The 26,022-nt window shown below is 61.7% G+C and carries 23 protein-coding genes; 7 read left to right on the forward strand and 16 right to left on the reverse strand.

All coding sequences use genetic code 11. The features are described from left to right. Window position 1: 1 nt before the first annotated feature. Together G6K99_RS03555 and G6K99_RS03560 are read right to left on the reverse strand one after the other, a co-directional pair. The gene (locus tag G6K99_RS03555) at window positions 2-979 is read right to left on the reverse strand and encodes an L-threonylcarbamoyladenylate synthase (RefSeq protein ID WP_062453663.1); all 978 of its coding nucleotides are present in this window, start codon (window positions 977-979) and stop codon (window positions 2-4) included. A gap of 33 nt (window positions 980-1,012) precedes the next feature. Continuing rightward, a complete protein-coding gene (locus G6K99_RS03560; protein ID WP_174195737.1) occupies window positions 1,013-1,633 on the reverse strand; it encodes a DUF6656 family protein in 621 nt (206 codons plus the stop codon). Window positions 1,634-2,038: 405 nt separating this feature from the next. On the opposite strand from G6K99_RS03560, the gene G6K99_RS03565 reads away from it, so the two are divergent. Next, entirely contained in the window at window positions 2,039-3,283 is a 1,245-nt protein-coding gene (locus tag G6K99_RS03565; RefSeq protein ID WP_174195738.1) for an SRPBCC family protein, read from the forward strand. A 73-nt stretch (window positions 3,284-3,356) separates the two neighbouring features. Here the strand turns inward: G6K99_RS03565 and G6K99_RS03570 are convergent, their stop codons facing one another. Beyond that, on the reverse strand, window positions 3,357-4,388 hold the full coding sequence (locus G6K99_RS03570) for a transporter (RefSeq protein WP_244631349.1): 1,032 nt from the start codon (window positions 4,386-4,388) through the stop codon (window positions 3,357-3,359). 181 nt (window positions 4,389-4,569) lie between these two features. On the opposite strand from G6K99_RS03570, the gene G6K99_RS03575 reads away from it, so the two are divergent. From G6K99_RS03575 to G6K99_RS03585, 3 genes are all read left to right on the forward strand, one after another. After that, window positions 4,570-6,351 carry an acyl-CoA dehydrogenase gene (locus G6K99_RS03575; protein WP_174195739.1) on the forward strand — a complete coding sequence of 594 codons (1,782 nt, stop codon included), beginning with the start codon at window positions 4,570-4,572 and terminating at the stop codon, window positions 6,349-6,351. Window positions 6,352-6,361: 10 nt separating this feature from the next. Continuing rightward, the gene (locus tag G6K99_RS03580) at window positions 6,362-7,138 is read left to right on the forward strand and encodes a crotonase/enoyl-CoA hydratase family protein (RefSeq protein ID WP_174195740.1); all 777 of its coding nucleotides are present in this window, start codon (window positions 6,362-6,364) and stop codon (window positions 7,136-7,138) included. Window positions 7,139-7,230: 92 nt separating this feature from the next. Next, window positions 7,231-7,548, forward strand: a complete 318-nt coding sequence (locus G6K99_RS03585) for a hypothetical protein (protein ID WP_062453659.1) — start codon at window positions 7,231-7,233, stop codon at window positions 7,546-7,548. 17 nt (window positions 7,549-7,565) lie between these two features. Here G6K99_RS03585 and G6K99_RS03590 read toward each other — a convergent pair whose 3' ends face one another. From G6K99_RS03590 to G6K99_RS03600, 3 genes are all read right to left on the reverse strand, one after another. Further along, window positions 7,566-9,170, reverse strand: a complete 1,605-nt coding sequence (locus G6K99_RS03590; protein ID WP_174195741.1) for a heme peroxidase family protein — start codon at window positions 9,168-9,170, stop codon at window positions 7,566-7,568. A 133-nt stretch (window positions 9,171-9,303) separates the two neighbouring features. Then, the gene (locus G6K99_RS03595) at window positions 9,304-10,551 is read right to left on the reverse strand and encodes a class I SAM-dependent RNA methyltransferase (RefSeq protein WP_092661441.1); all 1,248 of its coding nucleotides are present in this window, start codon (window positions 10,549-10,551) and stop codon (window positions 9,304-9,306) included. Continuing rightward, the gene (locus G6K99_RS03600; RefSeq protein ID WP_174195742.1) at window positions 10,548-11,297 is read right to left on the reverse strand and encodes a TlyA family RNA methyltransferase; all 750 of its coding nucleotides are present in this window, start codon (window positions 11,295-11,297) and stop codon (window positions 10,548-10,550) included. Before G6K99_RS03600 ends, G6K99_RS03595 begins: the two co-directional genes overlap by 4 nt. 132 nt (window positions 11,298-11,429) lie before the next feature. Here G6K99_RS03600 and G6K99_RS03605 point away from each other — a divergent pair, with 132 nt between their 5' ends. Next, window positions 11,430-12,440: a DUF4424 domain-containing protein gene (locus G6K99_RS03605; RefSeq protein WP_174195743.1), complete on the forward strand. Its 1,011-nt coding sequence runs from the start codon at window positions 11,430-11,432 to the stop codon at window positions 12,438-12,440. 103 nt (window positions 12,441-12,543) lie between these two features. Here the strand turns inward: G6K99_RS03605 and dxs are convergent, their stop codons facing one another. From dxs to G6K99_RS03630, 5 genes are all read right to left on the reverse strand, one after another. Beyond that, window positions 12,544-14,463 carry a 1-deoxy-D-xylulose-5-phosphate synthase gene (gene dxs, locus G6K99_RS03610; RefSeq protein ID WP_174195744.1) on the reverse strand — a complete coding sequence of 640 codons (1,920 nt, stop codon included), beginning with the start codon at window positions 14,461-14,463 and terminating at the stop codon, window positions 12,544-12,546. Between the two features lie 294 nt (window positions 14,464-14,757). Continuing rightward, complete coding sequence (locus tag G6K99_RS03615) at window positions 14,758-15,042, reverse strand: DUF86 domain-containing protein (protein ID WP_062453653.1); 285 nt, start codon at window positions 15,040-15,042, stop codon at window positions 14,758-14,760. A gap of 67 nt (window positions 15,043-15,109) precedes the next feature. Continuing rightward, the gene (locus G6K99_RS03620) at window positions 15,110-15,421 is read right to left on the reverse strand and encodes a nucleotidyltransferase family protein (protein ID WP_062453652.1); all 312 of its coding nucleotides are present in this window, start codon (window positions 15,419-15,421) and stop codon (window positions 15,110-15,112) included. A gap of 68 nt (window positions 15,422-15,489) precedes the next feature. Then, on the reverse strand, window positions 15,490-15,756 hold the full coding sequence (locus G6K99_RS03625) for an exodeoxyribonuclease VII small subunit (RefSeq protein WP_062454826.1): 267 nt from the start codon (window positions 15,754-15,756) through the stop codon (window positions 15,490-15,492). A gap of 5 nt (window positions 15,757-15,761) precedes the next feature. Continuing rightward, window positions 15,762-16,694 (reverse strand): histone deacetylase family protein, encoded by a 933-nt coding sequence (locus G6K99_RS03630; protein WP_062579411.1) that lies wholly within the window; start codon window positions 16,692-16,694, stop codon window positions 15,762-15,764. Between the two features lie 133 nt (window positions 16,695-16,827). Here G6K99_RS03630 and G6K99_RS03635 point away from each other — a divergent pair, with 133 nt between their 5' ends. Continuing rightward, window positions 16,828-17,226 carry a thioesterase family protein gene (locus tag G6K99_RS03635; protein WP_062453650.1) on the forward strand — a complete coding sequence of 133 codons (399 nt, stop codon included), beginning with the start codon at window positions 16,828-16,830 and terminating at the stop codon, window positions 17,224-17,226. Between the two features lie 4 nt (window positions 17,227-17,230). Here the strand turns inward: G6K99_RS03635 and G6K99_RS03640 are convergent, their stop codons facing one another. Genes G6K99_RS03640 through G6K99_RS03650 form a run of 3 tightly spaced genes read right to left on the reverse strand, consistent with a single transcriptional unit; the run spans window position 17,231 to window position 19,103 of the window. Next, the gene (locus tag G6K99_RS03640; protein WP_062453649.1) at window positions 17,231-17,794 is read right to left on the reverse strand and encodes a biotin transporter BioY; all 564 of its coding nucleotides are present in this window, start codon (window positions 17,792-17,794) and stop codon (window positions 17,231-17,233) included. 29 nt (window positions 17,795-17,823) lie between these two features. Then, window positions 17,824-18,429, reverse strand: coding sequence for a CbiQ family ECF transporter T component (locus tag G6K99_RS03645; RefSeq protein ID WP_174195745.1), 606 nt, complete (start codon window positions 18,427-18,429; stop codon window positions 17,824-17,826). Further along, on the reverse strand, window positions 18,426-19,103 hold the full coding sequence (locus G6K99_RS03650; protein WP_244631350.1) for an energy-coupling factor ABC transporter ATP-binding protein: 678 nt from the start codon (window positions 19,101-19,103) through the stop codon (window positions 18,426-18,428). Before G6K99_RS03650 ends, G6K99_RS03645 begins: the two co-directional genes overlap by 4 nt. A 109-nt stretch (window positions 19,104-19,212) precedes the next feature. On the opposite strand from G6K99_RS03650, the gene G6K99_RS03655 reads away from it, so the two are divergent. Next, the gene (locus tag G6K99_RS03655; protein ID WP_174195747.1) at window positions 19,213-20,403 is read left to right on the forward strand and encodes a winged helix-turn-helix domain-containing protein; all 1,191 of its coding nucleotides are present in this window, start codon (window positions 19,213-19,215) and stop codon (window positions 20,401-20,403) included. A gap of 55 nt (window positions 20,404-20,458) precedes the next feature. Here the strand turns inward: G6K99_RS03655 and glgB are convergent, their stop codons facing one another. Both glgB and treS read right to left on the reverse strand, forming a co-directional pair. Beyond that, complete coding sequence (gene glgB / locus G6K99_RS03660) at window positions 20,459-22,666, reverse strand: 1,4-alpha-glucan branching protein GlgB (RefSeq protein ID WP_113109597.1); 2,208 nt, start codon at window positions 22,664-22,666, stop codon at window positions 20,459-20,461. Further along, the gene (gene treS / locus G6K99_RS03665; RefSeq protein WP_174195748.1) at window positions 22,666-26,010 is read right to left on the reverse strand and encodes a maltose alpha-D-glucosyltransferase; all 3,345 of its coding nucleotides are present in this window, start codon (window positions 26,008-26,010) and stop codon (window positions 22,666-22,668) included. The genes glgB and treS overlap by 1 nt, the downstream gene beginning before the upstream one ends. Window positions 26,011-26,022 lie beyond the last annotated feature (12 nt).

Consider the following 26,022-nt stretch of genomic DNA (forward strand, 5'->3'; position numbering starts at 1 on the left):
TTTATTCCCGCGGCGCGGCCGCTCGGACCAGCCGGTCGTTGATGGCTTCTCCAAGCCCGGTATCGGGAATGGCTGTGACTGCAATGCGCGTCGCCCCCACCGCATCGGCTTTCTTCAGATAATCGAACAGATTGGCGGCTGCCTCGGCAAGATCGCCGGAGGGGCTGAGGTCGAACACTGCCTTCGCCTGCTCGATGCCCTCGATCGGATCCGATCCCAGCCGGATCAACGCCTCGCCCGGCGCCACATGGGTCGCATTCAACCGCACGGCTGCCGATGGCGCATAATGCGAGGCGAGCATGCCAGGCGCTTCGATGATCGCCGCCGGTCCTTCCGGACGAATGACCGCACGACCAATCAGCGCCTCGATCTCTTCAGCGGCAACGCCACCGGGACGCAGCAGCCGGACTGTTTCGCCCTCGACGCGGATGATGGTCGATTCGACGCCGACCGACGACGCGCCGCCATCGAGGATCAGTTTCAGCTTGCTCCCGAGATCACCAGCGACATGGCCGGCACTGGTCGGGCTGACCTTGCCGGACGTGTTGGCGCTCGGTGCTGCCAGCGGCTTGCCGAAGGAGCGGATGAGATCGGCGGCAAAGCCGAATGGCAGGCGGATGCCGACCGTATCGAGCCCTGCAGTTGCGAGCGGATGGATACCGCTTTTTGGAATGAGCGGCAGGATCAGCGTCAGCGGCCCCGGCCAGAAGGCTTCCGCCAGCCGACGCGAGATCGGATCGAACGATGCATACCGCTCCGCCATCGCGACATCGGCCATATGGCAGATCAGCGGGTTGAAGCGCGGCCGCCCCTTGGTTTCATAGATGCGGGTGATCGCCGAAGGGTTCGTGGCGTCGGCGGCAAGCCCGTACACGGTCTCCGTCGGAATGGCGACCGGAAAGCCTTGCGACAGCACGGCGCACGCTTGGTCAAGCGCGCCGTTCCTGTCCGTCCTGATGTCGATGATCTCTGCCGTCATGTCCCGCTGTGCATAGCGCGGACTGAGACCGCGTTAAAGCGATTTGATGATCGCTCGCACGGCCTGGTCGGGCGCACCCAGCATCAGCACGTTCTTCAGCGCTTCCTTCGGGTCGGTGGTCCGAAACAGAAGACCGTTCTTGCGGATGCTGCGGTCGATCTTCATCGACTGATCCGGGTCGCTTTCGGTCGCCACCGCGAAATACATGTGGGAATACTGGGTGTTGACCCGCTTGAAGAACTCGTCCTCATCGCCGATCTCGGCCAGGAAATTGGCGATGTAGAAAGACCATTTCACCTTCGCCTTCGGCGAAAACAGGGTGCTTGCGGCGGTGACATGGCAATAGCCGAGATGCGGGGTTTGCTCCAGCGTGCGGTGGAACACCATTTTCGGGAACTGGATCGAGTGATGGAAGCCGTTGATCCGCTGATGCGTGCGCTCGCCGGCGGACTCCAGCTTGAACCCGGTCCGCTCCGCCACTTCGTCATAGGTGAGATAACGGCGCTCCTTGGGCAGCCACAGCGGTTGTGTCCTGGAGATACGGCCTGTGCGCAGGAACTCGGAATGCCCGATCGCGCTCGTCGGCGCCTGCGCCGACACCGGCGGTGGCGGCCGGTTCGCGTCGTAATAGCGTAGCTTTCCGGTCGTCTGCATGCGGCTGGCCCCTTCGCGCAAGAAGAAGTCTAGCCGGAGCGGTTTAACAGCCGGTTTACGTCTCAACGCACCGCGAGAAGCACCCTGTCCGCCACTTGCCAGCGGAAAACCCGAGCCGTCATGTGAGCCATCGTCGTCAATGCGTTTTCCGATGTCGCAATGTCGCCTGTGCGACAGGCAGCGCGAGTGCTTAAATCGGCAAAACTCATGGAGTCGCCTCGGCTAGGGACGGCGTTAAATTGGGAAGCCGGCAGGCGTGACGAGAACCCTCGGCCGATCCGGTGCCAGTCTGGGTACGTGATTGACGACCGATCGCGGTGGGCGTTCGGGGTAGGATTGGGGGCAGGAGGTCTGTCCGCATGAACCCCCAAGTCTTTCGCTAGTGGAATTGACGAGGAAGACACGATGGACATTCACAGCCAGGTTCTGCGGCAGCTCAACAATCGCCGCGAAGGCTTCAGCCTCGAACAGCCCTTTTACATCGATCCGGACTATTACAAGCTCGATCTGGAAATGATCTGGTATCGCGACTGGCTTTTCGTCGGCCATGATTGCGAAATCCCGAAGGCCGGCAATTACGTGACGCTGCAGATCGGCGATTATCCGGTCCTCGTGTTGCGCACCCGCGAAGGCGAAATCCGCGCCTTCCACAACACCTGCCGTCACCGCGGTCACCGCGTCTGCACCAAGGATAGCGGTTCTGCGACCCGTCTTGTCTGTCCCTATCACCAGTGGACCTACCAGCACGACGGCACGCTGATGTCGGCGCGCCATATGGGCGATGATTTCGACAAGAAGCAGTTCGGCCTGAAGCCTGTTCACTGCGAATCCGTCGCTGGCTATATCTTCGTCTGCCTTGCCAACGAGGCGCCCGATTTCGCGCCCGTCCGCGCGACGATCCAGCCCTATATGGCGCCGCATCGGCTGGCCGAAACGAAGGTCGCAGCCAAGAACACGATCATCGAAAAGGGCAACTGGAAGCTCGTCTGGGAAAACAATCGCGAGTGCTACCACTGCGCCGCCAATCATCCGGAACTCTGCCGCACCTATCCCGAAGCGCCGACGGCGACTGGTGTGCAGGGCGCCGGCGACGATCCGTTCATTTCCGAGCACTGGCAGCGTTGCGAGGCGGCAAACCTGCCGAGCACGTTCAACATGTCGACGGATGGCCAGTACCGCGTGGCCCGCATGCCGCTCATCGAGGACGCCGAAAGCTACACGATGAACGGCCGGCCAGCGGTCGCCAAGGCGCTGTCGGAAGACGTGACGATCTCCCATATCGGCACCATGCTGATGTTCCACTATCCCACCACCTGGAACCACATGCTGGTCGACCACGCGATCTCCTTCCGCGTCATTCCGATCGGGCCGGAAGAAACGGCCGTCACCACCACATGGCTCGTCAACAAGGATGCGGTTGAAGGCGTCGACTATACGGTCGAGGAACTGACCCACGTCTGGAACATGACCAACGACCAGGACCGCCAGATCGTCGAGGAAAATGCCTTCGGCATCCGGTCGCCGGCCTATGAGCCGGGTCCCTATTCGCAAGCGCATGAAGGCGGCGTCATGCAGTTCGTGGAATGGTACGCGAACTTCATGACCAATCGCCTCCAGGGCGATCAGGCGAAGCTCCACGCCGTCGCCTGATCCGGCGAAACCGTGCACGACAAGACAGCCCGTCCGGCATGCCCGGGCGGGCTGATTTCGTTTTGCCATTCTTTCAGAAAATTCCCGTCCGCTTCAGAAGCCACCAGGCAATTGCCGCCGAAAGCACCATGAAACCCAGCGCGAAGGCCGTGCCGTGCAGTCCCTCGGCAAACGGCAGCGACGACGTGTTCATGCCGAAGAAGCCGGTGACCAGTGATGGCGGCAGCAGGAAGGCGGTCATGATCGAGAGGATGTAGAGGTGCCGGTTGGTCTCCGATGCCTGTTTGGAATCGATTTCCTCGTGCAGCAGCCGGGCCCGCTCCTGCAGCGCATAGACGTCGTGGTCGACGGCTTCGAGCCGGCCGATCAGCCGTGAGGCGATATCGTCGAACCCGGGCGGCATATCCTCATCGTCGGCTGCCGCCGCACGCCGCATCAGCGAAAGGGTCGTGCGCAGGTGCCGGTGGAGACGCACCACCATACGTCGCACGGGAGCAAGCCGCCGGCGTTCGTCGCGCGGCACGTTGTCATAGACGAAATCCTCGATCAGGTTCAGCTCTTCGGTAAATTCCATCACCATCGCGATCATCGTGCGCTGGAATTCGGCCACCAGCGTCTCGAACAGGTCGAGCGGCCTTTTGTAGCGACCGGCATTCTTCTCGATCGCGGCCCGCACCCGGTCGACCGAACGCAGCGGCTGCAGCCGGGTCGTGATGATCACCTTGTCGGAGGCGAAGAAATGCAGCCAGCCGATATCGCGCGTGTCGCTGTCGAACTCCCGCTGGAAATCGATCAGCGTGCCATAGACGGACTGCTCGTCCAGCGTGATCGACGCATGGGTGTCATGGGTGGTCAGCGCGACCGCTGCGGCCGCCGGAAGGCCTGGAAAATTCTCCAGAAAGGCGCCGACCCGCAGATCTGCAAGGTTGAGATGCAGCCACAGGAAACCGGTGTCGATCGCCAGCTCCGAAGGCGTCGCCTCCAGCGAAAGCCTTGAGCATGTGCCAGCCTCGCCGGGACGGAAATGATAGGCCCAGACAAGCCCTGGCGTGGCGGGAATAATCGGAGAGTTTATCGGAGGCATGGACTGAAGACCTGCAAGCATGACGCCCCTCATTAGGCGCTATGTGTGACACCTGTTGCAACGGGGATTTTCTCGTATCCTGCCGCGGAACCGCGATGGATCGATTGACAACCTCGTTTACGCTTACGTAAAAAGCCAGAGGGAGTTCGGTGGCCGCACCTGCGGCAGCGCCCGGAAGAATTGTCAATTTGGGAGAAGCGACATGTACAAGGCACCCGTGGAGGAGATTGCCTTCACCTTGAACCATGTAGCGGGGCTTGCCGACGCGTTGGAAATCGGCCGCTTCGGCGACCTCTCCCCCGATCTGGTCGATGCCATCCTGGCAGAAGCCGGTCGCTTTGCCAGCGACGAAATGGCACCGCTGGGCGATATCGGTGATCGCCAGGGCGCGCGGCTTGAGAACGGCGTGGTGAAGACGCCGGATGGCTGGCCGCAGCTTTATCGTCACTGGCGCGAAGGCGGCTGGAACGGCCTGACGGCACCGGAAGCATTCGGCGGTCAGGCACTGCCGCATATGCTCAACGTCGCGACGCTGGAAATGTGGAATTCCGCCTCGATGGCCTTCGCGCTCGCGCCGACGCTCACGATGGGTGCGATCGAGGCGCTCGTTGCCCATGGCAGCGACACGTTGAAAGCCACCTATCTCGAAAAGATGGTCTCGGGCGAATGGACCGGCACGATGAACCTGACGGAGCCGCACGCGGGCTCCGATGTCGGCGCGCTGAAGAGCCGCGCCGAACGCCACGCCGATGGCAGCTACCGCGTGTTCGGGCAGAAGATCTATATCACCTGGGGCGAACACGACGCCGCCGACAATATCATCCACCTGGTCCTCGCCCGTCTCCCCGATGCGCCGGCTGGCACCCGCGGTATTTCGCTGTTTCTGGTGCCGAAATTCCTGGTTGCTGAGGATGGCTCGCTCGGTGAGCGCAACGACGTGTTCTGTCATTCGATCGAGCACAAGCTCGGTATCCACGGTTCGCCCACCTGCACGATGATCTATGGCGACGGCAAGTTCGGCGATGGCACCGGCGCGATCGGCTATCTCATCGGCAAGGAAAATGAGGGCCTCGCCTGCATGTTCACGATGATGAACAACGCCCGTCTCGCCGTCGGCATGCAGGGCGTCGCAATCGCGGAAGCCGCGACCCAGAAGGCAATCGCCTATGCGTCTGACCGAACCCAGGGCAGGGCGCCCGGGTCAACCGGTCCGCAGATGAGCCCGATCATTCAGCACCCGGATATCATCCGCACCCTTTTGACCATGAAGGCTTTGACGCAAGGGTCGCGCGCCATCTGCTTTGCCTGCGCCCACGCGATCGACATGTCGCATCACCTCGAAGGCGATCAGGCCACCCATTGGGTCGAGCGTGCCGCACTCCTGACGCCGATCGCCAAATCCTTCGCCACCGATTGCGGCGTCGACGTAGCCTCGCTCGGCATCCAGGTGCATGGCGGCATGGGTTATATCGAGGAAACCGGTGCCGCACGCTATCTCCGCGATGCCCGCATCGCCCCGATCTACGAGGGCACCAACGGCATCCAGGCGATCGATCTCGTGCTGCGCAAACTCCCGCTCTCCAAGGGCGCGCAGGTGCGAACCTTCATCGGTGAACTGCGTGAGATTGCAGCGCGGGTCGAAAGCCTCAACGCACCCGGCTTCGGCAGCACAGCGGAACGGCTGACCGCATCGATCGACGACCTCCAGGCGTCGACCGACTGGCTGCTGGAGGCGCAGGCCTCGGGCCGCGTTGCGGAAGCCCTTGCCGGCGCGACACCCTACCAGCGCCTGTTCGGCCTCGTTCTGACCGGTGCCTATCTCGCCAAGGGCGCGCTTGTCGCATCGGAAGACGGATCGGGTGAGAAGCGCGTGTCGCTCTGCAGGTTTGCGGCCGAAAACATGCTGTCGGAGACCGCAGCCTTGAAGGACCGCGTCATCGCCGGTGCCGAGAGCCTGGAAGCTGCACGCATCGTGCTTGCCTGAGGAGAATGCCGTGAGCGACGCCACCCCAACAGCAGACAGCCACGTCCTGATCGAACGCCCTGCGGATTTCGAGGGCGTGCTCACGATCCGATTCAACCGGCCGGAAAAGAAGAACGCGATCACCTCGTCCATGTATCACCGCATGACGGCGGCGCTTGAAAATGCCAATAGCGACGACACGATCCGCGCGGTCGCCTTTCTCGGCACCGAAGGCTGCTTTTCCGCCGGCAACGACATGGCGGATTTTCTGGCGCATGCGGTCTCGGGCTCGGATGAACCGCCGGCCGCAGCCCTCTTTATCCGCGCGCTGGCGCTTGCCGAAAAGCCGATGGTATCAGGCGTCGATGGTCTGGCGATCGGTATCGGCACCACGCTCAACCTGCATTGCGACCTGACCATCGCCTCGTCCCGCAGTCTGTTCAAAACACCCTTCGTCGATCTGGCCCTTGTGCCCGAAGCAGCCTCCAGCCTTCTTGCGCCAAGGGTTATGGGCCACCAGCGCGCCTTTGCAATGCTGGTTGCCGGCGAGGGGTTCTCTGCCGATGCCGCCCACGAGGCCGGCCTTGTGTGGAAGGTGGTCGAGCCGCAGGCCGTCGAGGCGGAAACACTGGCGCTCGCCGCTAAACTTTCGGCAAAACCACCGCAGGCCTTAAAAATCGCCCGCGATCTGGTGCGAGGCCCCCGCGACGACGTGCTCGCCCGGATGGACGAGGAACTGACGCATTTCTCTGCCCGGTTGAAAAGCGCCGAAGCTCGCGCCGCTTTCGAGGCCTTCATGCGGCGTTAACGCTGAGTTGCATCAAAGTTCCATCCACGCCGCGCTGCGCCTTCATTCGCAAGGCAAGCGTGGCTAGATACTCCTCAAACGAGGAGGACATCATGCGTACAGCCCTGACCGGCCTGCTTTCTCTTGCAACTCTTGGCCTCTCCTGCCTGCCCGCCGCTGCTGGGCCGGCATTTGCCGCGTCCGCCAATGCAGCGAACGCGCCGATCACCCTGATACAGAGCCAGCAAAGTCTTTCCGAGCAGACGGACCGGCGCGACCGACGCCGGCAGCGCTATGTCTGCGTGGTGCAGCCGCGCCAGAGCGACGACCGCGACCGTCCCTATGTCTGCCGGGCCGATGAAGGTCGGGTCGGCGGTACCTGCCGCTGCTCCGGCGTCACAGGCACCGGCAGGCTCGACCTCGACGACTAGAGCATGTCCTCCACCCGTCAGCCGTCGACCTTCTCTTCTGCGGGTTGCGGCACAGCCGCACCGAGAGGATTGACGTCACCGACGAACTTGACGAGATCGGCCATGGTAAAGTGGCCGGGCGTGTCGCTCGGCAGTTCCGGCTTCCAGTCGGAGCGCAGCCACAGGAACGACTCGTGGTCGCCATGCACCATGCCGAGGAATGTCTCGGCGATGATGGTGGATGCCATCGGCCCGAGCCGTCTTCCCTTGTTGAAGACCTCCGCTTCCTTGAGAACGTAATACCACAGAGGTGTTTCCTCGAGCATCTTGTGCTGCTTGGCCGCCTTGCCGTCCGGACCCGTGGCAATCTGCTCGGGCGTCAGTGGCTGAAGACCCATGGCGCGACAGATTGCTTGCCCGGAGGGAAGTCCGATCTGTACGCCGCGACGCAGGTTGCGGAAGGCAAGGTCAAATTCCCGCGATGCAACCGAGCCATCACCAGGTCCGCCGGGCAGGGTGTGCAGGGCGGGTGTGATGAACGGGTCCAATCGCCGGCTGTGGTTGATGGCGAAATTGGTCTCCTTCTCGCCTTCGGGCGTATCCAGATCGTAGAACCGCCGCCAGTCGACGACCCAGTTCGACGGGAGCGCGGCAAACCCGACGCCCGGGTCGTTGGCGAGCTCGCCGGTAATGTTCCCGGACTTTCCGGTGAACAGGAACAGGAGGTCGAGCGTCGCGTTCGCAAGACTATCGGCTGTAGGGTTGAACACCCGGTTGTGGCTATAGCTTTCCCGCACCATCGAATGGCCGAGCCGGTAGCACGCGGCGCCGAATTCGGCGGGCATATAGGGCCGCTGCTTGAACCGGTAGAACCGCCGGCCCTCCTTCTTGATCTTCTGGATCAAGCCGGGCTCGGTCAGACGTTCGACGAAATCGAACAGCACAATCCACTGGTAGTGCCAGGTGACGATCCGCCGAGCCTCTTTGAAGAGCGCGGTGCCCTTGAGGTCAGGCCTTTCCGATGCGACCTTGTCGAACACCTTGTTGTGAAACTTCAGCATCAGCAGATGCGTCTGTGCCACCAGCAGGTTCTCATCGTTGCGTTCGTCGAAGATGAGCGCGTGGCCCTCCTGGTTGCGCGGAAGGTCGTTGGGAAGATCGGGGATCGCAGCGCCTTGCTGATCCGATGACGCCGCTGCCCGTCCGATCAACAGTTTGCCGGAAGTTTGCAGCGTTTCGACGTCGCGTTGGTAAAGATAGGGATGGATACCCGGCCCATCGCCGTAGAGAGAATCGAGATCGAGCGCCGGTGTCCGGAAGTTGGTGGTCGCCTTCGGGTCGGCATGCTGCTGGTCGAGAGGCGTCGTGTCGAGCGTGATATCATGGTCGATGAACTGGCCAAGATAGGTGTAGCCGGCCGGAATGTTCGGGTTGTCCTTGCCCGGTTCCGGATTGCCGTCGTCGAGCAGTTTATCCGCCATAGACTTGGCCAGGGCGGCAAGCGCATCGTCGCTTGCCGAAAACGGTAAGAGATTGGGAAACATGATCCCGAATTTCCCGGGATCACCGATGCCGTCGAAAGAATGCAGCGTTTCCGGCTTCATGCCGCGCACGCCATGCCCATGCATTGCGATCTGTGCCATGCTTTCCCCCCTTGGAGATCGCACTGGCGGCAAGTCATTTGCCGCCTTGGATGCGACACGGGAAAGCTACGCCTCTATGGCTAGGTTGTAAACCAAGGTTGCACAACCGAATTGCGTTCTGTCAAGACTAGCGTCAAACTTTGCTGAGCAGCGCGACGGCCTCGACATGCGGCGACCAGAGAAACTGGTCAACCGGGGTCACGGAGACGATCCGGTACCCGGCATCGACAAGGATCCTCAGATCCCGTGCCAGTGTCAGCGGATTGCAGCTGACCGCAGCAATCGTCTTGATGTTCGACCGCGCCAGTTCCTTGACCTGCACTTCGGCACCCGCCCGCGGCGGGTCAAAGACGACGGCATCGAAGTGCTTCAGGTCCATCGGGATCAGCGGCCGGCGGAAGAGATCGCGCTTCTCGATGCTGACGGGCTTCAGCCCCTGGCTGTTGCGGGCCGCATGGTCCAGCGCCTTCAGTGCCTTGTCGTCGCTTTCCACCGCGTGCACGCGTGCCGTTCTCGCCAGTCGCAGCGCAAATGTGCCCGAGCCGGCAAACAGGTCCAGCACCCGCTTGGCCTTGCCCATATGGCCATGCACCAGCGTCGCCATGGCTTCCTCTGCCTCTTTCGTCGCCTGCGTGAAGCTACCGGGCGGAGGAGAAACTTTGACGCCACCGAAATCGATCACCGGCTTTTGCGGCTCCAGCACGATTTCGCCATTGGCCGAAACACGGGCGATGCCCTTCAGCGCCAGAACCGTCTCGGTCACCTTGCGGCGCTGCTTGTCCGAGAGCGGCTTCAATCCTTCGGCGGCGATATCGAGACCGGAGAGGCTTTCCAGCACCGAGATGCGGAACGTCTCCGAGCCGGTTGCGAGCGCCATGCCGATCGCGCGGATCGCATCAAGCCGCGCCACGATGCCGGGCGCGGCGATCGGACATTCGACGATGGAGATGATATGGTTCGTTTCTGCCCGGTTGTAGCCCAGCAGAAGCTCCTTCTCCGTCTTGCGCGCGGAAAACACCGTGCGCCGCCGCTCGCCCGGATGACACTCGACCGTCTCCTTGACGTCGGGCGTCAGGCCCTTGGATTTCAGCGCGTCGATGACGAGCTGGCGCTTGAAGTCATTATACGGCGCCTTGGCGAGATGCTGCAGCGAACAGCCGCCACAGGCATCGCCATCGGGTCCGAAGTGGCGACAGACCGGTTCGATCCGGTCCGGCGAAAGGTTGCCCGTTGACATGACCGTGCCGTGGTCGCCATTGCGGGCGATCGCCAGCGTTTCGCCCGGAAGAGCATAGGGAACATAGACCGGCCCGTCCTCGCCATTGGCGACACCGTCGCCCTGTGCGCCGAGACGGTTGATGGTGACGTGAACCGTGCTCATTCCGGCTTCCGTCCTGCCAGAAGAAACTCTTCGTTGCCATCACCGCCGGCAATCGGCGAGGGGATCAGGCCAAGGCTTTCCCAGCCCATGTCTTCCACCAGCCAGCGTTCCAGTTCTGCTGCCACCGCCGGCGCCGTGTCCGGTTCCTTCAAAAGGCCCCGCTTGCCGATCGCGTCGCGGCCGGCCTCGAACTGCGGCTTGACCAGCAGCGCGCAATAGCTGCCCGGCAGCGCCAGTTCCAGCGCCGGCGGCAGGGCCAGCTTGATTGAGATGAAGGACACGTCCGAAACGACGAAATCGATCGGCCGGTCGTCGATATCGTCAGCCTCGAGATAGCGGGCGTTGACCCCCTCGATATTGCTGACGCGTGGATCATCGGCAATCCGCGGATGCATCTGCGCATGGCCGACATCGAGTGCCGTCACATGTGCTGCGCCGCGGGCGAGCAGGATTTCGGTAAAGCCGCCTGTCGAGGCGCCCACATCGAGACATTCGCAACCGGTCGGATCGAGCTTGAAGTGATCGAGTGCGGCAACCAGCTTCAGCGCCGCGCGCGACACATAGGCGCTCGCGGGATCGTCCATCTCGATCTGCGCTGTCGAGGACACGATCTGTCCGGACTTGGTAATGATGCGACCGTCGACCTTGACGGTGCCGCGGGCAATCGCGTCGCGCGCGCGTGAGCGGCTGTCGACGAGGTTGAGGGTGACCAGAAGCTGGTCAAGTCTTTGTTGAATGTCTGACATGCCTTCCCATGACGCGGGCGAGCCCCGCACGCAAGACAAAATCGCGTTTCGACCTGCCGGACAAGCCTCAGCCGGTCTTTTATAGTTCGCGTCTTCTGCCTATTGTTGGCGCGCCAACCGGGAGGGGAATGAATGAGACGCTGGACAATCGCTTTCGGGGCCACGCTGACGGCCGGCCTGCTTTTGGCTGCACCGCCGCTTTTCGCCAATGATACGACGGTGGAACTGACGACCGGCGGCCTCGTCTATGTCCAGACCGCCGATATCACGATGGCCGAAGAGCATCTTCACCTCTCACGAGAGGAAGTCCGGGTCGACTACATCTTCAGGAACGACACCGACAAGGATGTCGAAAGCGTCATCGCCTTCCCGATGCCGGACATAACTGGCGGCGCCCAGAGCGACATAGCCTATGGCGACCCGGAAGCCGACAACTTCCTCGGCTTCACGGTCCTGCAGGACGGCCGCGAGATCAAGCCGCAGCTCCAGCAACGCATCATTGCCACCGGCATTGACCGCACCGAAGACCTCGTCGCCCACAAGGTACCGCTTCTCCCCTATAGCGACAGAACCACCGAGGCCCTCAAGACCCTGCCCGTTGACGTGAAGGCCGACTTTCTTGCCAAGGGCCTGATCCGGATCGATCGCTACGATGCCGGAAAAGGCTGGCAGGAGGACATCACGCCGGCATGGACGCTCCGCTCCGCCTATTGGTGGAAGACGACGTTCCCCGCGCAAAAGCCGGTCAAGGTCAGCCACCGCTACAAGCCCAGCGTCGGCGGCACGGTGGCCATGACCTTCATCGAAAACGGCAAGCCGGCCTATGAGTACGCCCGCTACGTCGAACGCTACTGCATCGACGACAGCGTCATGAAGACAGCCGCAAAGCTTCAAATCGCAGCCACCAAGGGCGGCCCGCATTATGCCGAGCAATGGCTATCTTACGTGCTCACCACCGGCGCCAACTGGTCCGGCCCCATCGGCAAATTCCGCCTGACAATCGACAAGGGCAACCCCAAGGATTACGTCAGCCTCTGCGCCGACAACATCAAGAAAACCGGCCCAACAACCTTCGAGATGACCGCCGAGGATTTCACCCCGGAGAAGGACCTCCACGTGCTGTTTCTGACGGCGGGGGAGTAGCGAACAAACTCGCCCGGACGAACATCTTCATCTCGCCGTGCCGAGTGCTAGCACGACATCTGAGTCACGAGACGGACGAGCAAGGAGAGCGAGGCTGAGGCCTTTACCCCGCAGCGCCAACACCAACCTGGGTCTTGCCCAGCGCATTGAACACCGTCTTGACGATGCCGGCGCGGTCGAGGCCGGCTTTGGCGTACATCACGTCGGGGCTTGCCTGTTCCATCCAGACATCGGGCAGCACCAGCGAGCGAACTTTCACACCGTGGTCGAGCAAACCTTCCGTGCTGAGGAATTGCAGCACATGGCTGCCGAAGCCGCCGACGGCGCCTTCCTCGATGGTGACAAGCACTTCGTGATGGCGGGCAAGCTGGCGGATGAGGTCGTGGTCCAGCGGCTTGGCGAAGCGAGCGTCTGCAACCGTCGTCGAAAGACCGGCGGCATCGAGATCTTCGGACGCCAGCAGACAGTCCTTGAGGCGCGTGCCGAACGACAGAAGCGCCACTTTCGCGCCCTGCTTGACGACGCGGCCCTTGCCGATTTCCAGGATCTGGCCGCGTTCCGGCAGCTCGATGCCGACGCCTTCGCCGCGCGGATAGCGGAACGAGATCGGGCCTTCGTCATAGGCTGCGGCAGTGCGCACCATATGCTTCAGTTCAGCCTCGTCGCTGGCGGCCATGACCACCATACCGGGGAGCGTGGCAAGAAAGGTCGTGTCGAACGAACCGGCATGGGTCGGCCCGTCAGCGCCGACGAAACCGGCGCGGTCGATCGGGAAGCGCACCGGCAGACCCTGGATCGCCACGTCGTGGACAACCTGGTCGTAACCGCGCTGCAGGAAGGTGGAATAGAGCGCGCAGAACGGCTTGAAGCCTTCCGTCGCAAGGCCTGCCGCAAAGGTAACGGCATGCTGTTCGGCAATGCCCACATCGAATGTGCGGTTGGGGAAGGCAAGCTGCAGCTTGTCCAGCCCCGTGCCGTTCGGCATCGCGGCAGTCACGCCGACAATCTTGTCGTCAAAACCGGCTTCCTGAACGAGGGCGTCGCCGAACACGCTGGTATAGGACGGCGCATTTGGCTTGGCCTTGGCCTGCGCGCCGGTGATGACGTCGAACTTGTTGACGCCGTGATACTTGTCGGCCGCAGCTTCGGCGGGCGGATAACCCTTGCCCTTTTGCGTGACGACATGGATCAGAACCGGGCCCTTGGCATTGTCGCGCACATTGCGCAGCACCGGCAGAAGATGCTCGAACGAATGACCGTCGATCGGGCCGATGTGATAGAAACCCATCTCCTCGAACATCGTGCCGCCGGTCACATAACCGCGGGCGTGTTCGACGGCACGGGTAATCGCCCGGTCGATATTCTTGCCGAGATAGCCGGTCAGCTTCTTGCCCACTTCGCGCATGCCCATATAGGTGCGGCCGGAAGCAAGGCGGGCGAGATAGGCGCTCATGGCGCCGGTCGGCGGCGCGATCGACATGTCGTTGTCGTTGAGGATGACGATCAGCCGCGCGTCGAGCGCACCCGCATTGTTCATCGCTTCATAGGCCATGCCGGCCGACATCGCGCCGTCACCGATCACGGCAATCACGTTGCGCTTCGAACCGGCGAGATCCGAACCCACTGCCATGCCGAGGCCGGCTGAAATCGAGGTCGAGGAATGCGCTGCCCCGAAGGGATCGTATTCGCTTTCCGCGCGGCGGGTGAAGCCCGAGAGACCGTCTTCCTGGCGCAGGGTGCGGATGCGGTCGCGGCGACCGGTGAGGATCTTGTGCGGGTAGCACTGGTGGCCCACATCGAAGATCAGCCGATCGTCCGGCGTGTTGAACACCTTGTGGATGGCGATCGTCAGTTCCGTGACGCCGAGGCCGGCACCCAGATGTCCGCCGGTCCTGGAGACGGCGTCGATCATCTCGTCACGCAATTCGCGGGCAAGCTTCGGCAGGTCGCGGTCATCGATCTTGCGAAGGTCGGCGGGAAGCTTGACGGTGTCGAGCAGCGGCGTCTCGGGCAGGGGTGTCACGGAGGCTGGCTTTCTCTTCTTTTGTTCTCAAAAGCAACTATCACCCCAACATGAGGATGAAACCGGCTTTTTCAAGTTGTCCACGGAGACAACCTTGCCGCGGTTTTAATCGATTTCAGCTGACGGGCAAGGGGAGGGACTCGGGGAAGGGAGGTTGTCGCCAACGGCACGAACTCCTGGTCGTCATCAGGTACGATGTCGGAGGACCAAGGCATGATCAGCGTTTCAACCGCATCGCAGGCAGATGCATCATCCGGATGGGATCGATGCCCGGGAAGAATGATGTCGGCCTTCCTACAGCGTTTCCTGATCTTCAGGGTAGCGCGCGAGGAAGGTTTCGAGTTCGAAAAGGAGGGGCGGGAGGTGCCGTGTGACAATTGCCCAAGTGGTTTCATCAAGAATATCATCGTATTCATGCCGGAGCATGTTTCCAAAACCCCTGATGGCGCCCCAGTTGTGGCTTGGAAAGATTTCTTCTGCCGTCGAGCCAAGCTTGAAAGAGGCTTCGGAAATTCGTGCTAGACATCGCTCAGACGCATCCCGTGTAATCTTGCTGACAGAGTACGCGTCGAAATCCATACCGTGTGTATATTCGAGAATGGATTGACCGTTCTCGACAATGTCTCGGAAACGGATCAGAGGACGCTTAGTAGGCAATCGCCCTATCCCTCTCCACGCTCCGGCTGAAACGTTTCCGGCGCAACGGTTCGGGAACTATGTCAACGCTCCTTACACCAGTAATGCCAACGATCAGGGCACGTAGCTCTTCGACGGCCGTAAAATACCCCCAGCCAGACTGTATGACCGGCTCTGAAAACGTCACCAGAACATCAAGATCTGACTCGTCCGTCGCCTCGCCACGCGCTACCGAGCCAAATATCGACATCTGCTCCGCGCCTGCGGCGCGCAGTTCGGCCTCGTGCTCCCGAAGCTTGGCGATGACCTGGTCCTTGTCCATGGGGAGACTATAGCGCAGGTCGGAATTTCAGTCGAGATGCAACTCAGGGCTTCATGCGAGTGAAGGCCTCACTCGCCGTCGAGCGGCTCCACGCCCTGCGGCTTGCCGCTGCGGTCGAGGCGGATCTTTTCGATCCGGCTTTCGGCAGCGTTGAGCAGCTTTTCGCAATGCTTCTTCAGCGCTTCGCCGCGCTCGTAGATGGCGATGGATTCGTCAAGCGCCACGTCGCCGCGTTCCAACCGCGCTACGATGCTTTCCAGCTCGGCAACGGCCTTTTCGAAGGAATAACCAGTGACGTCGATCGGAGCGTTCGGCTCGCCTGGGGCTTCGGTCATGTCCTTCATCCTCTCATCAGTCTGCAGATATGCAGGCCGGCCGATTCCGCCAGCCCTTCCAGATCATAGCCACCCTCGAGCAGGCTGACGACCCGGTTGCCGGCGTATTTCCCCGCAATTTCCATCAACCGGCCGGTCGCCCAGTCGAAATCGTCGCCGACCAGATTGATCTGCGCCAGCGGATCGCGGTGATGCGCATCGAAGCCTGCCGAGATCAGCACAAGATCCGGGCGGAAGTTTTCGAGCGCCGGCAGGACGCGGCTCTTGAAGGCATCGCGAAAATGGTCGCTGCCGTCATTGGCCGAAAGCGGCGCGTTGACGATCGTGTTCTTCGTGCCCGTCTCGTCTCTGGCGCCTGTGCCGGGATAAAGCGGCATCTGGTGCGTCGAGCAAAACAAAACGGACGGATCGTCCCAGAAGATGTCCTGCGTGCCGTTGCCGTGATGCACGTCCCAGTCGACGATCGCGACACGTTCGACGCCATAGGTCTGCTGCGCATGGCGGGCGGCGATGGCGATGTTGTTGAACAGGCAAAAGCCCATCGCCTTGGTCTTTTCCGCGTGATGTCCCGGCGGACGCGAGGCAACGAATGCGTTGTCCACCTTGCCGGTCATCACGTCGTCGACGGCCGCGATCGCGCCGCCGATGCCGGTCAGCGCCGCCTGCAGGCTCTTCGGCCCCACATGCGTATCGGCCTCGATCTGCAGGATCGTGTCTTCCTCGGGGATCTTGCGCATCACCCAACGCAGGTGTTCTTCCGGATGCGCCAGAAGCACCGTGTCTTCGTTGGCCTGTGGTGCCTGTTTGCGGTCGAGCTTGTCGAAATTGGGGTGTTCGAGCGCGATGTTGAGCGAACGCAGCCGGTCTGCCCGTTCAGGATGGCCTTCCGGCGTCGCATGCTCGAGAAATATGGAGTTTTCGTAAAGGCGCGTGGTCATTGGGCGGCCTCGTGAGGTATGTTGAGCTCGGACATGGCGCAGAACGGCGATGTTTTCAAGCGCATACCCCTTGCTCTTCACCGGATTTGCCGTGAAGTAGGCGCATTAGGCGTTTTTTGGAGTGCGGGCAGGAATGGCGAAGGATATCGGCAAGACCCATGATTTTCGCGTTGCCTATCGCGATGTGGATCTTAACGGCGAAATGTTTCGCGCTGCCTATATCGGCCTTGCGGAACAGGCGGTCACGGAATTCTGGCACCGCCGCAAGCCGGCAACGGATGACCCGTTCTTTGCGGTCGGCAAGATCTCCTGCACCTATCACATGCCGCTGAAGCTCGGCGATCTCGTCCATACCCATGTCGGAGTGAGCAAGATCGGCGGCAAGTCCGCAGGCTTTATCGTCCGCTTCACGCGCGGCAGCGATGAGGTGGCCGAAGCCGAAATCGTCTGGTCCGCATGCGATCCGGAAACCCGGACGCCGGCCGCGCTGCCCGAAGACCTGCGCGACTGGCTGTATCAGTTCCTCGACTGACTGCTCACGCTCGCTGCGGCAGCAACGGATAGCCTGCCATCACGGCCCGACCGGCGAGCGCCGCAATCACAGCCTTCAGGACGTCGCCCGGAATGAAAGCGAGCGAGCCGAGAAACGCTTTGACGAAGCCCATGCCGGTGATCAGCGCCAGATAGGTGATGCCGATCCCGTAAAGCACGATCACGCCGCCCATCAGGGCTGCGATAAAGAAGTTCACGCCCTGCACCAGCCCCGCCTGGTCGCGACCCACCATGATCTGCGACAGATATCCGGTTACCATGGCTGCAAACACCCAGCCGATCAGATAACCGGTCGTCGGCGCCATGAAGACGGCAAGGCCGCCGCGGCCGCCTGACAGAACCGGCAGACCGATCGCTGCAAGCACCAGGACCAGGAGGACCGCGATCGTGCCGCGCTTGGCGCCGAGCACGACGCCGGCCAGCATCACGCCGAGCGATTGCGCCGTGATGGGGACGGGAATGAAACCGAGCATGACCGGCGGCACCAGTCCCAGCACGATGATAATAGCGGCAAACAGGGCGGCCAGAACGAGATCACGAGTAGGCAAATAGCTATTCCTTGACGACTGAATCTGTATCACTTCTGCGCACGGATTGCCCGGGCGTCAATTGCGCTGGCAATCTCGTCGGCATTCTTCAATGTGAGGATGATCAGCGGGACGATGATGGAGAGGGTTCGAGGGCGCAACCCTCGCGCGATATGGGCATCGCGGATGGCCTGATGGCGCAGCAGGATTTCTGGAATGAAGCGAAGGACAAGGCCGATCGACAGGCCGATATCCGCAGCTTTTACAAGCCCGAGCTTTTCCAGCGGCAAAGCCGCAAATGTCACTTCCGTAATAAAATCGCCGGTAGTAGTCGTGGCCGTCACCGCGGACGCAAGAAGCGCCAGCGCCGAGAGCCGGAAAAACACGCTGACGGCCTCGACAGGGCTGTTGAAAACCAGCGTGAACAGCGCAACGGCTGCGATGGTGAGGAAAAGAACCCGCAGCCGCAGCCATGTTTGCCGCCATCCGATTCGCAGCGAAGCGAAAAGCAGGCAGCTGGCGACCGCACCGACGCCAAGCACTAGCGGCGACTGGATGAGGAACAGAGCAAGGCTTGCGGCAGCCAGCAGCACAAGCTTCGCCCGGGCCGAAAGCCGGTGCAGAAAGCCACTGCCGACCACGTAAAGCGTCTTCATGCGGCAAGCTCGCGGTAACGGGCGATGATCTCGGCAGCGTTTCCGTCGCCGGCAAGCCGGCCGTTGTCAAACAACAGAACCCGCTCGAAACCCGCGATGAGATCGAGATCGTGGGTGAGCACGATGACGTTTTCGGTGAGCTCGTTGATCGTTCGAGCCACCAGGTTGCGGTTCTTCAGGTCCAGCTGGTTGGTCGGCTCGTCCATGATCAAAATGTCCGGTTCCGTCACCAGAACCGAGGCAAAGGCCGCAAGCTGCAATTCGCCGCCGGAAAGCTCGTGCGAGCGACGGTCGGCAAGATGTCCGATGCCGAAGCGCGAAAGGATCGCCGTCGTTCGGGCCTCGATTTCGGCTTTCGAAAGCTTGCGCGACATCAGGCCGAGCGCGATGTCTTCCTTCAGGATCGGCAGGATGATCTGGTTCTGCGGGTTCTGGAAGATGAAACCCACTTGTCTGCGGGCGCGGTCGGTGTCGGCCTTGGTATCGAAGCCGTTGACCACAACATTGCCGCTCGCGGGAGAAACCAGCCCATTGATCATCCGCGCAAACGTCGTCTTGCCGGAGCCGTTGAGGCCGATCACGCCGATGCGGCGCTCGGTCAGCCGCACCGTCAGCGGATGCAGCGTGACACGCCCGTCGAAGCGGGCTTCGGCCTTGTCGAAATGGATGTCCAATGCCGGTCCTCGGTTGCTGAACGGTCTATATCGCGGCGGGAGCAGAGCGGGAAGGCGGAATGAAAAGTGAACATTGCATCCGGTCCACTGTCGCCCTAGTCTCGTTGCCATGGCGATTCTGATCGACAATGCCCGGGCAAGACGGATTTTCATCGAACGGCAGCAGCTTTCCGCACCGCCGACCCGTGCGCTCAACAAGGCCGGTCTTCTGCAACTGATCGACGATCTGGGCTTCGTGCAGGTGGATAGTATCGCCACCGTCGAGCGCGCCCATCACATGATCCTGTTTTCGCGCAACCAGACCTATCGGCGCGAACATCTGACGTCGCTCTTGGAAAAAGACGGCGAGCTGTTCGAGCACTGGACACACGACGCCTCGATCATTCCGGCGCGTCTGTTCCGCTACTGGAAGCATCGCTTCCGCCGCCGCGAACCGATCCTGGCCGACCGCTGGCGCAAATGGCATGGCGAAAGTTTCGATTCCGCCTTCGAGGAGACGTTCCGGCACATCTCGGAAAACGGCGCGATCATGTCACGCGACATGAAGATGGAGGATCACAAGTCCGGCGGCTGGTGGAACTGGCACCCGAACAAGACGGCGCTCGAATATTACTGGCACACCGGCAAGCTTTCGATTGCAGGCCGGGTGAATTTCCAGAAGATCTACGATCTGACCGAGCGCGTCATTGCCGTCCACCATCACGAACCGGATGTCAGCCACGAGGACTTCATCGATTGGGCCTGCCGCAGCGCGATGGAAAAGCTTGGCTTTGCCACATCGGGCGAACTCGCCGCCTTCTGGGATATCGTCACGCCGGAAGAGGCGCGGGACTGGGTGAAAGCCCATCGCGACGAACTCGTCGAAGTCCTGATCGAAACCGCCGACGGAAGCCGGCCGCGCGCTTCCTTTGCCTTTGCAGGCTTTCCCGAAAACCTCGGCGATATTCCCGAACCGCCGGCACGGGTGAGGGTGCTCAGCCCCTTCGATCCACTCCTGCGCAACCGTGACCGGGCGGTTCGGCTGTTCGATTTCTTCTACCGCATCGAGGTCTTTGTGCCCGAGCCGAAGCGGCAATACGGCTATTACGTCTTTCCGCTTCTGGAAGGCGACCGCATGATCGGTCGCATCGACATGAAGGCGGAGCGCAAAACGGGTGTGCTTGATGTCAAGCGGCTGTGGCTGGAAAAGGGCGTCCGGGCATCCGCGGGCAGGCTGGACAAGCTCGACGCCGAGCTGCAGCGGGTGGGGCGGTTTGCCGGCGTGGACAAGGTCGTCTATCGAGACGGCTGGCGGGACTAGGTCCCGTCAGCCGTTTCATCTCTCGGAAGCGCTCAATCCGGGCGATGCCGGGGACTTAACCCCGCCACCGCAAATACACCGTCGCAAGTGGCGGAATGTCGAGAGCGATGGATGCCGTCTTGCCATGCGCCGACTGGTTTTCCGTCCAGGCTTCGGTCTGGCCAAAATTGGTGCCGCCGTAGATCGCGGCATCGGTATTCAGCACCACTTCCCAGCGTCCCTCGAACGGCACGCCGATCCGGTAGCCATGCCGCGGCACAGGCGTCATGTTGGAAGCGACGATGATTGCCGACTGCCGATCCTGCGACAGGCGCAGCATCGCGGTAACGGAGTTTTCCGCATCGTCGGACACGGCCCATTCGAAGCCTTCAGGATGGAGATCGCCATACTGAAGCGCCGGCTCGGCCGAATAGAGCGCATTGAGATCGGCGATCAAGCGCTGCATGCCCGCATGATCGGGGCTGTCCAGCAGATCCCAGACAACGGACGCGTCGTGGTTCCACTCGGTCACCTGAGCGACTTCGCCACCCATGAACATCAGCTTCTTGCCGGGATGGCCCCACATGAAACCGTAATAGGCGCGGAGATTGGCCATCTTCTGCCAGTGGTCGCCCGGCATCTTGCCAAACAGCGAACCCTTGCCGTGCACCACTTCGTCATGGGACAGCGGCAGCATGAAGCGTTCGGAATAGGCATAGACCATGCCGAAGGTCAGGCTTCCATGCTGGTATTTTCGATAGACCGGATCTTCCTCCATGTAGTGGAGCGTGTCGTGCATCCAGCCCATGTTCCACTTGAAGTCGAAGCCCAGTCCACCCTGCTCGACGCTTTCGGTCACACCCGGCCAGGCGGTCGATTCCTCGGCCACCGTGAAGGCATGCGGGCAGCGCTCATGGATGATGCTGTTCAGGTGCTTGAAGAACTCGACGGACTCGAGATTTTCCCGGCCACCGAACTTGTTGGGGATCCACTCGCCCTGGTCGCGGCTGTAGTCGCGGTAGAGCATGGAGGCGACGGCATCGACACGCAGCGCATCGATATGGAAATGGTCAAGCCACTCCAGCGCAGACGCGATAAGAAAACCCTTCACCTCGTTGCGGCCGAGATTGTAGATCAGCGTGTTCCAGTCCTTGTGGAACCCTTCGCGCGGATCGGCATGCTCGTAGAGCGCCGTTCCGTCGAACTGCGCCAGACCCCAGACGTCGGTCGGGAAGTGCGCCGGCACCCAGTCGAGGATGACGCCAATCCCGGCGGCGTGGCAGCGATCGATGAAATAGGCGAAGTCTTCGGGCGTGCCGTAACGGCCGGTCGGCGCAAACAGACCGAGCGGCTGGTAGCCCCATGATCCGCCGAACGGATGCTCCATGATCGGCAGCATTTCGATATGGGTAAAGCCGAGCTTCTTGACGTAGGGCACGAGGCGCTGGCTGAGTTCCACCCAGTCGAGCGTGCGGTTGCCCTCTTCGGCAATCCGAACCCAGGAACCGAGATGCACCTCATAGACCGACATCGCGCCTTCGCGGGCACGGTCCTTGGCCTGTGCCGCCATCCAGTCGCCATCGGTCCAGCGGAACGGCTTGGACGAGGCGATGACGGAGGCGGTCGACGGTGCTGCTTCCGAGGCCCGTGCGATCGGGTCGGCCTTCTGCGCCAGCATATTGCCGTGAGCGTCGAGAATTTCGAACTTGTAGCGCTCGCCATGGGTCAGCCGAGGAACAAACAGTTCCCAGACGCCGGCCTGTGGCCGAAGCCGCATCGGATGCCGGCGACCGTCCCAGGCGTTGAAGTCGCCCACGACCGAGAGACGGGTGGCGTTCGGTGCCCAGACGGCAAAACGCACGCCGGAAACCCCATCCACTTCCATCGGGATTGCGCCGAGCGTACGGCCGAGATCGTAATGGGTGCCCTGGCCGATCAGGTGCAGATCGAGATCGCCGAGCAGTGGCGGAAAGGAATAGGAATCCTCGGTTTCCTGGATCGCTTCCGGCCATTCGATGCGCAGGAAATAGGGCGCAGTCGAATTGGTCACGCCGGCAAACAGACCGCCGGGGTGGATGCTGTCCAGCTCCGCGACGACCTTGGCCGTATCGCGCTCGACGACCTCAACCGAAAGCGCCCCGGGAAGCAGCACCCGCACCACGGTGAGGTCGCCGTACTGATGGCGGCCGAGAATGGAAAAGGGATCGCCATGACGGCCGTCGACGAGGGCCTGGAGGCCCTCCTCAACGGTTCCGATGATGAGGTCTGTGCGCTCGTATCGCATCACTCTGTCTCTCCCTTGGGTGCATCAGGGGTGGAATTGCTGTCGGTGTCGAGAAGTCGCGCAGCAATGGTCGCAAAACCTGCCAGCGGCAGTGGCAGCCACTGTGGCCGGCTGCGAACTTCGTAGGCGATTTCGTAAGCGGCCTTTTCCAGCAGGAAGAGGTCAAGTATTTTCGACCGCTTCTCGTGCGGGATGTTGAGCGAGTCGGACTTTTCCACAGCATCGAAATAGGCCTGCAGGAATGCCGGTTCCGCCTTGTCGATGAAGCGGCTGACGAGCTCCGGATGACGGGCGTCGTCCACTTCGCTGACGACCTCCCGATCGAGATCGGCCGAGGCTGCGAGATAGCTCAGCGACCGCAAGAGGCCGGCCACATCGCGCAGCGGGTTGGACTTTGCACGACGTTCCTCGAGATCGCGGGCTGGTTCGCCCTCGAAGTCGATGATATAGGCGTCGCCTTCTGCCACCAGGATCTGGCCGAGGTGGAAGTCGCCGTGGGTACGGGTCATCAGCGTCGAAATGGCAAAGCCGGACAGCGTCTCGACAAGGCCGAACAGGTCTTCGCGACGGCTGAGGATCATGCGTGCGTCTTCTGCGGCGCGACCTTCCAGTCCCTCGCTGTTCAGTTCGAGCATGGTCAGGCTCTGGTCGATCTGAGCCGTTACGCCCGCGCGCCATCTCGAGATATCGGCATCGCCAGCCCAGATCGGGCTGAATGCCTCGTCATCGGTCGGCTGGGCCAGTGCGACATGCAGCTCACCAAGCCGTGTTCCGATGGTGGCCGAAAGATTGACGAGCGGCTTGAAGTGCTCGTCGATACCTTCGCCCTCGAGCCCGGTCACCACGATCTCGTCGATTGCGCGGCGCAGGTTGCCGAGCATCCAGTTCCAGGCATCACCCTGATTGCGGATCGCGCGCTGCACGATGATCATCGTGTAGCGGTTGCCCTCCGGCGAGGTGCGGGCGACTTCGCCGAGCAACTGTCCCGTATTCTGGTAGCCGACATTGGTGAGATATCGCGTCATCTCCACCTCCGGGTGGATACCCGGGAAGATGTGACGGATCAGCTTTACCATGGCGAGATCACCGATGATCAGCGAGCTGTTCGACTGTTCGGCCGAAAGCCAGGTCACAGGCATGTCGTCGTTGAAGTTGAGCTGGTCGAGAGTGTCGGTGCCGACGAATTCAAGGGCGCCTGAAACGCCCGAGATCACGGCCCGTTCGGACAGTCCGCGGATCACGCCGCGCGCCAGCCCTTCCATCGCAAAGCCGTCGGTCAGGAAGCCGACACGGCGACCCTGACGGATGCGCGCAAGCGCCAGCTGCTGGGCAAGCGCCGAAGGCTGGGCTTCATCCCAGGCGATGGCGAGCGGCAGGAGATAGGTATCCAACTTGCCGGCAACATCGACCTCTAGCTCGCCAAGCAGGATGTTGTTGGCAAATGCGATCGGCGTCACGTTGGCAAGCCGCGCCGAATTGAGGATCGAGCCCTTGGAGCCGAACCAGCGGCGTTTCGAGAGGTATGGCGGCAGGATATCCTTGGCAAACAACTTCGACAGCGGCGAGTCTTCGCCGAGCTCCTGCAGGTCACGGCGAACGACCATGGTCACCATGTCCTGCATCTGCTCCGGTGGCTCCTTGCGCCAGACGGGGCCGTCGGAAGTTTCCACCAGCTGGAACCAGAAGAAGCCGTAGGGCGGCAGCGTCAGCAGATAGGTCAGCTGACCGATCGGCGGGAACGGCGACATGCCGGACATCTCGATCGGCACCCAGCCGGCAAACTGCGACAAATCCAGTTCCACCGCCTGCGGCAGGCGTGAAAGGTTGGCGACGCACAGGATCGTCTCACCCTCGTATTCGCGAAGATAGGCAAGGATCTTGCGGTTTCCGGGCGTCAGGAAACGCTGCGTGCCGCGGCCGAATGCGGCATGCTTGTTGCGCAGCGCAAGCATCCGGCGCATCCAGTTCAGCAGCGAATGTGCGTCGGCGCCCTGCGCTTCGACATTCACCGCCTCATAGCCGTACTGAGGATCCATGACCGGCGGCAGCACGAGGCGCGCCGGATCGGCCTTGGAGAAACCGCCATTGCGGTCCGGAGACCACTGCATCGGCGTGCGAACGCCGTCGCGGTCGCCCAAATAGATGTTGTCGCCCATGCCGATTTCGTCACCGTAGTAGATGACGGGCGTTCCGGGCATGGACAGCAGCAGGCCGTTCATCAGCTCGATCCTGCGGCGGTCGCGCTCCATCAGCGGCGCAAGACGGCGACGAATGCCGAGATTGATGCGGGCGCGCCGGTCGGCGGCATAGATGTTCCAGAGGTAATCGCGCTCTTCGTCGGTCACCATCTCAAGCGTCAGCTCGTCGTGGTTGCGCAGGAAGATCGCCCACTGGCAATTGTCCGGGATTTCAGGCGTCTGGCGCATGATATCGGTGATCGGGAAGCGGTCTTCCTTGGCGATCGCCATATACATGCGCGGCATCAGCGGAAAGTGGAACGCCATGTTGCACTCGTCGCCATCGCCGAAATATTCGCGCGTATCTTCCGGCCACTGGTTGGCTTCCGCCAGCAGCATCTTGCCGGGATGGGTGCTGTCGAGCGCCGCGCGGATCTTCTTCAGGATATCGTGGGTTTCCGGCAGGTTCTCGTTGATCGTGCCTTCGCGCTCGATCAGATACGGGATGGCGTCGAGGCGGAAACCGTCGATGCCCGTATCGGCCCAGAAACGCATGACTTCGAACAGCTCTTCCAGAACGGCTGGGTTGTCGAAGTTAAGGTCGGGCTGGTGCGAATAGAAGCGGTGCCAGTAATAGGCGCCGGCAACCGGATCCCATGTCCAGTTGGACTTTTCCGTATCGAGAAAGATGATCCGCGTTTCCGGGAATTTCTGGTCCGTATCCGACCACACGTAGAAATCGCGCTCCGGCGAACCGGGAGGCGCATGACGTGCCCGCTGGAACCACGGATGCTGGTCGGACGTGTGGTTGATGACGAGCTCGATCAGCACACGCAGATTGCGCGCATGGGCGGCAGCCACGAACGCCTTGAATTCTTCCACCGTGCCATAGTCCGGGCTGACGCTGGTATAGTCGGCAATATCATATCCATCGTCACGACGCGGCGACGGAAAGAACGGCAGCAGCCAGATCGTGTTGGCGCCGAGCGAAGCGACGTGATCCAGCTTCTCATGCAGCCCCTTAAAGTCGCCGATACCGTCGCCATTGGCGTCGTAGAACGACTTGATATGCAGCTGATAGATAACTGCATCCTTGTACCATAGCGGATCGTCGTTCATCGCTTGATTCTGGTCCTGGCCCTGGTTTCGGCCGCTCGTGATGTCCATGATGTCTCCTCC

The sequence above is a fragment of the Neorhizobium sp. AL 9.2.2 genome (assembly GCF_013317225.1).
Taxonomy (GTDB): domain Bacteria; phylum Pseudomonadota; class Alphaproteobacteria; order Rhizobiales; family Rhizobiaceae; genus Neorhizobium; species Neorhizobium soli.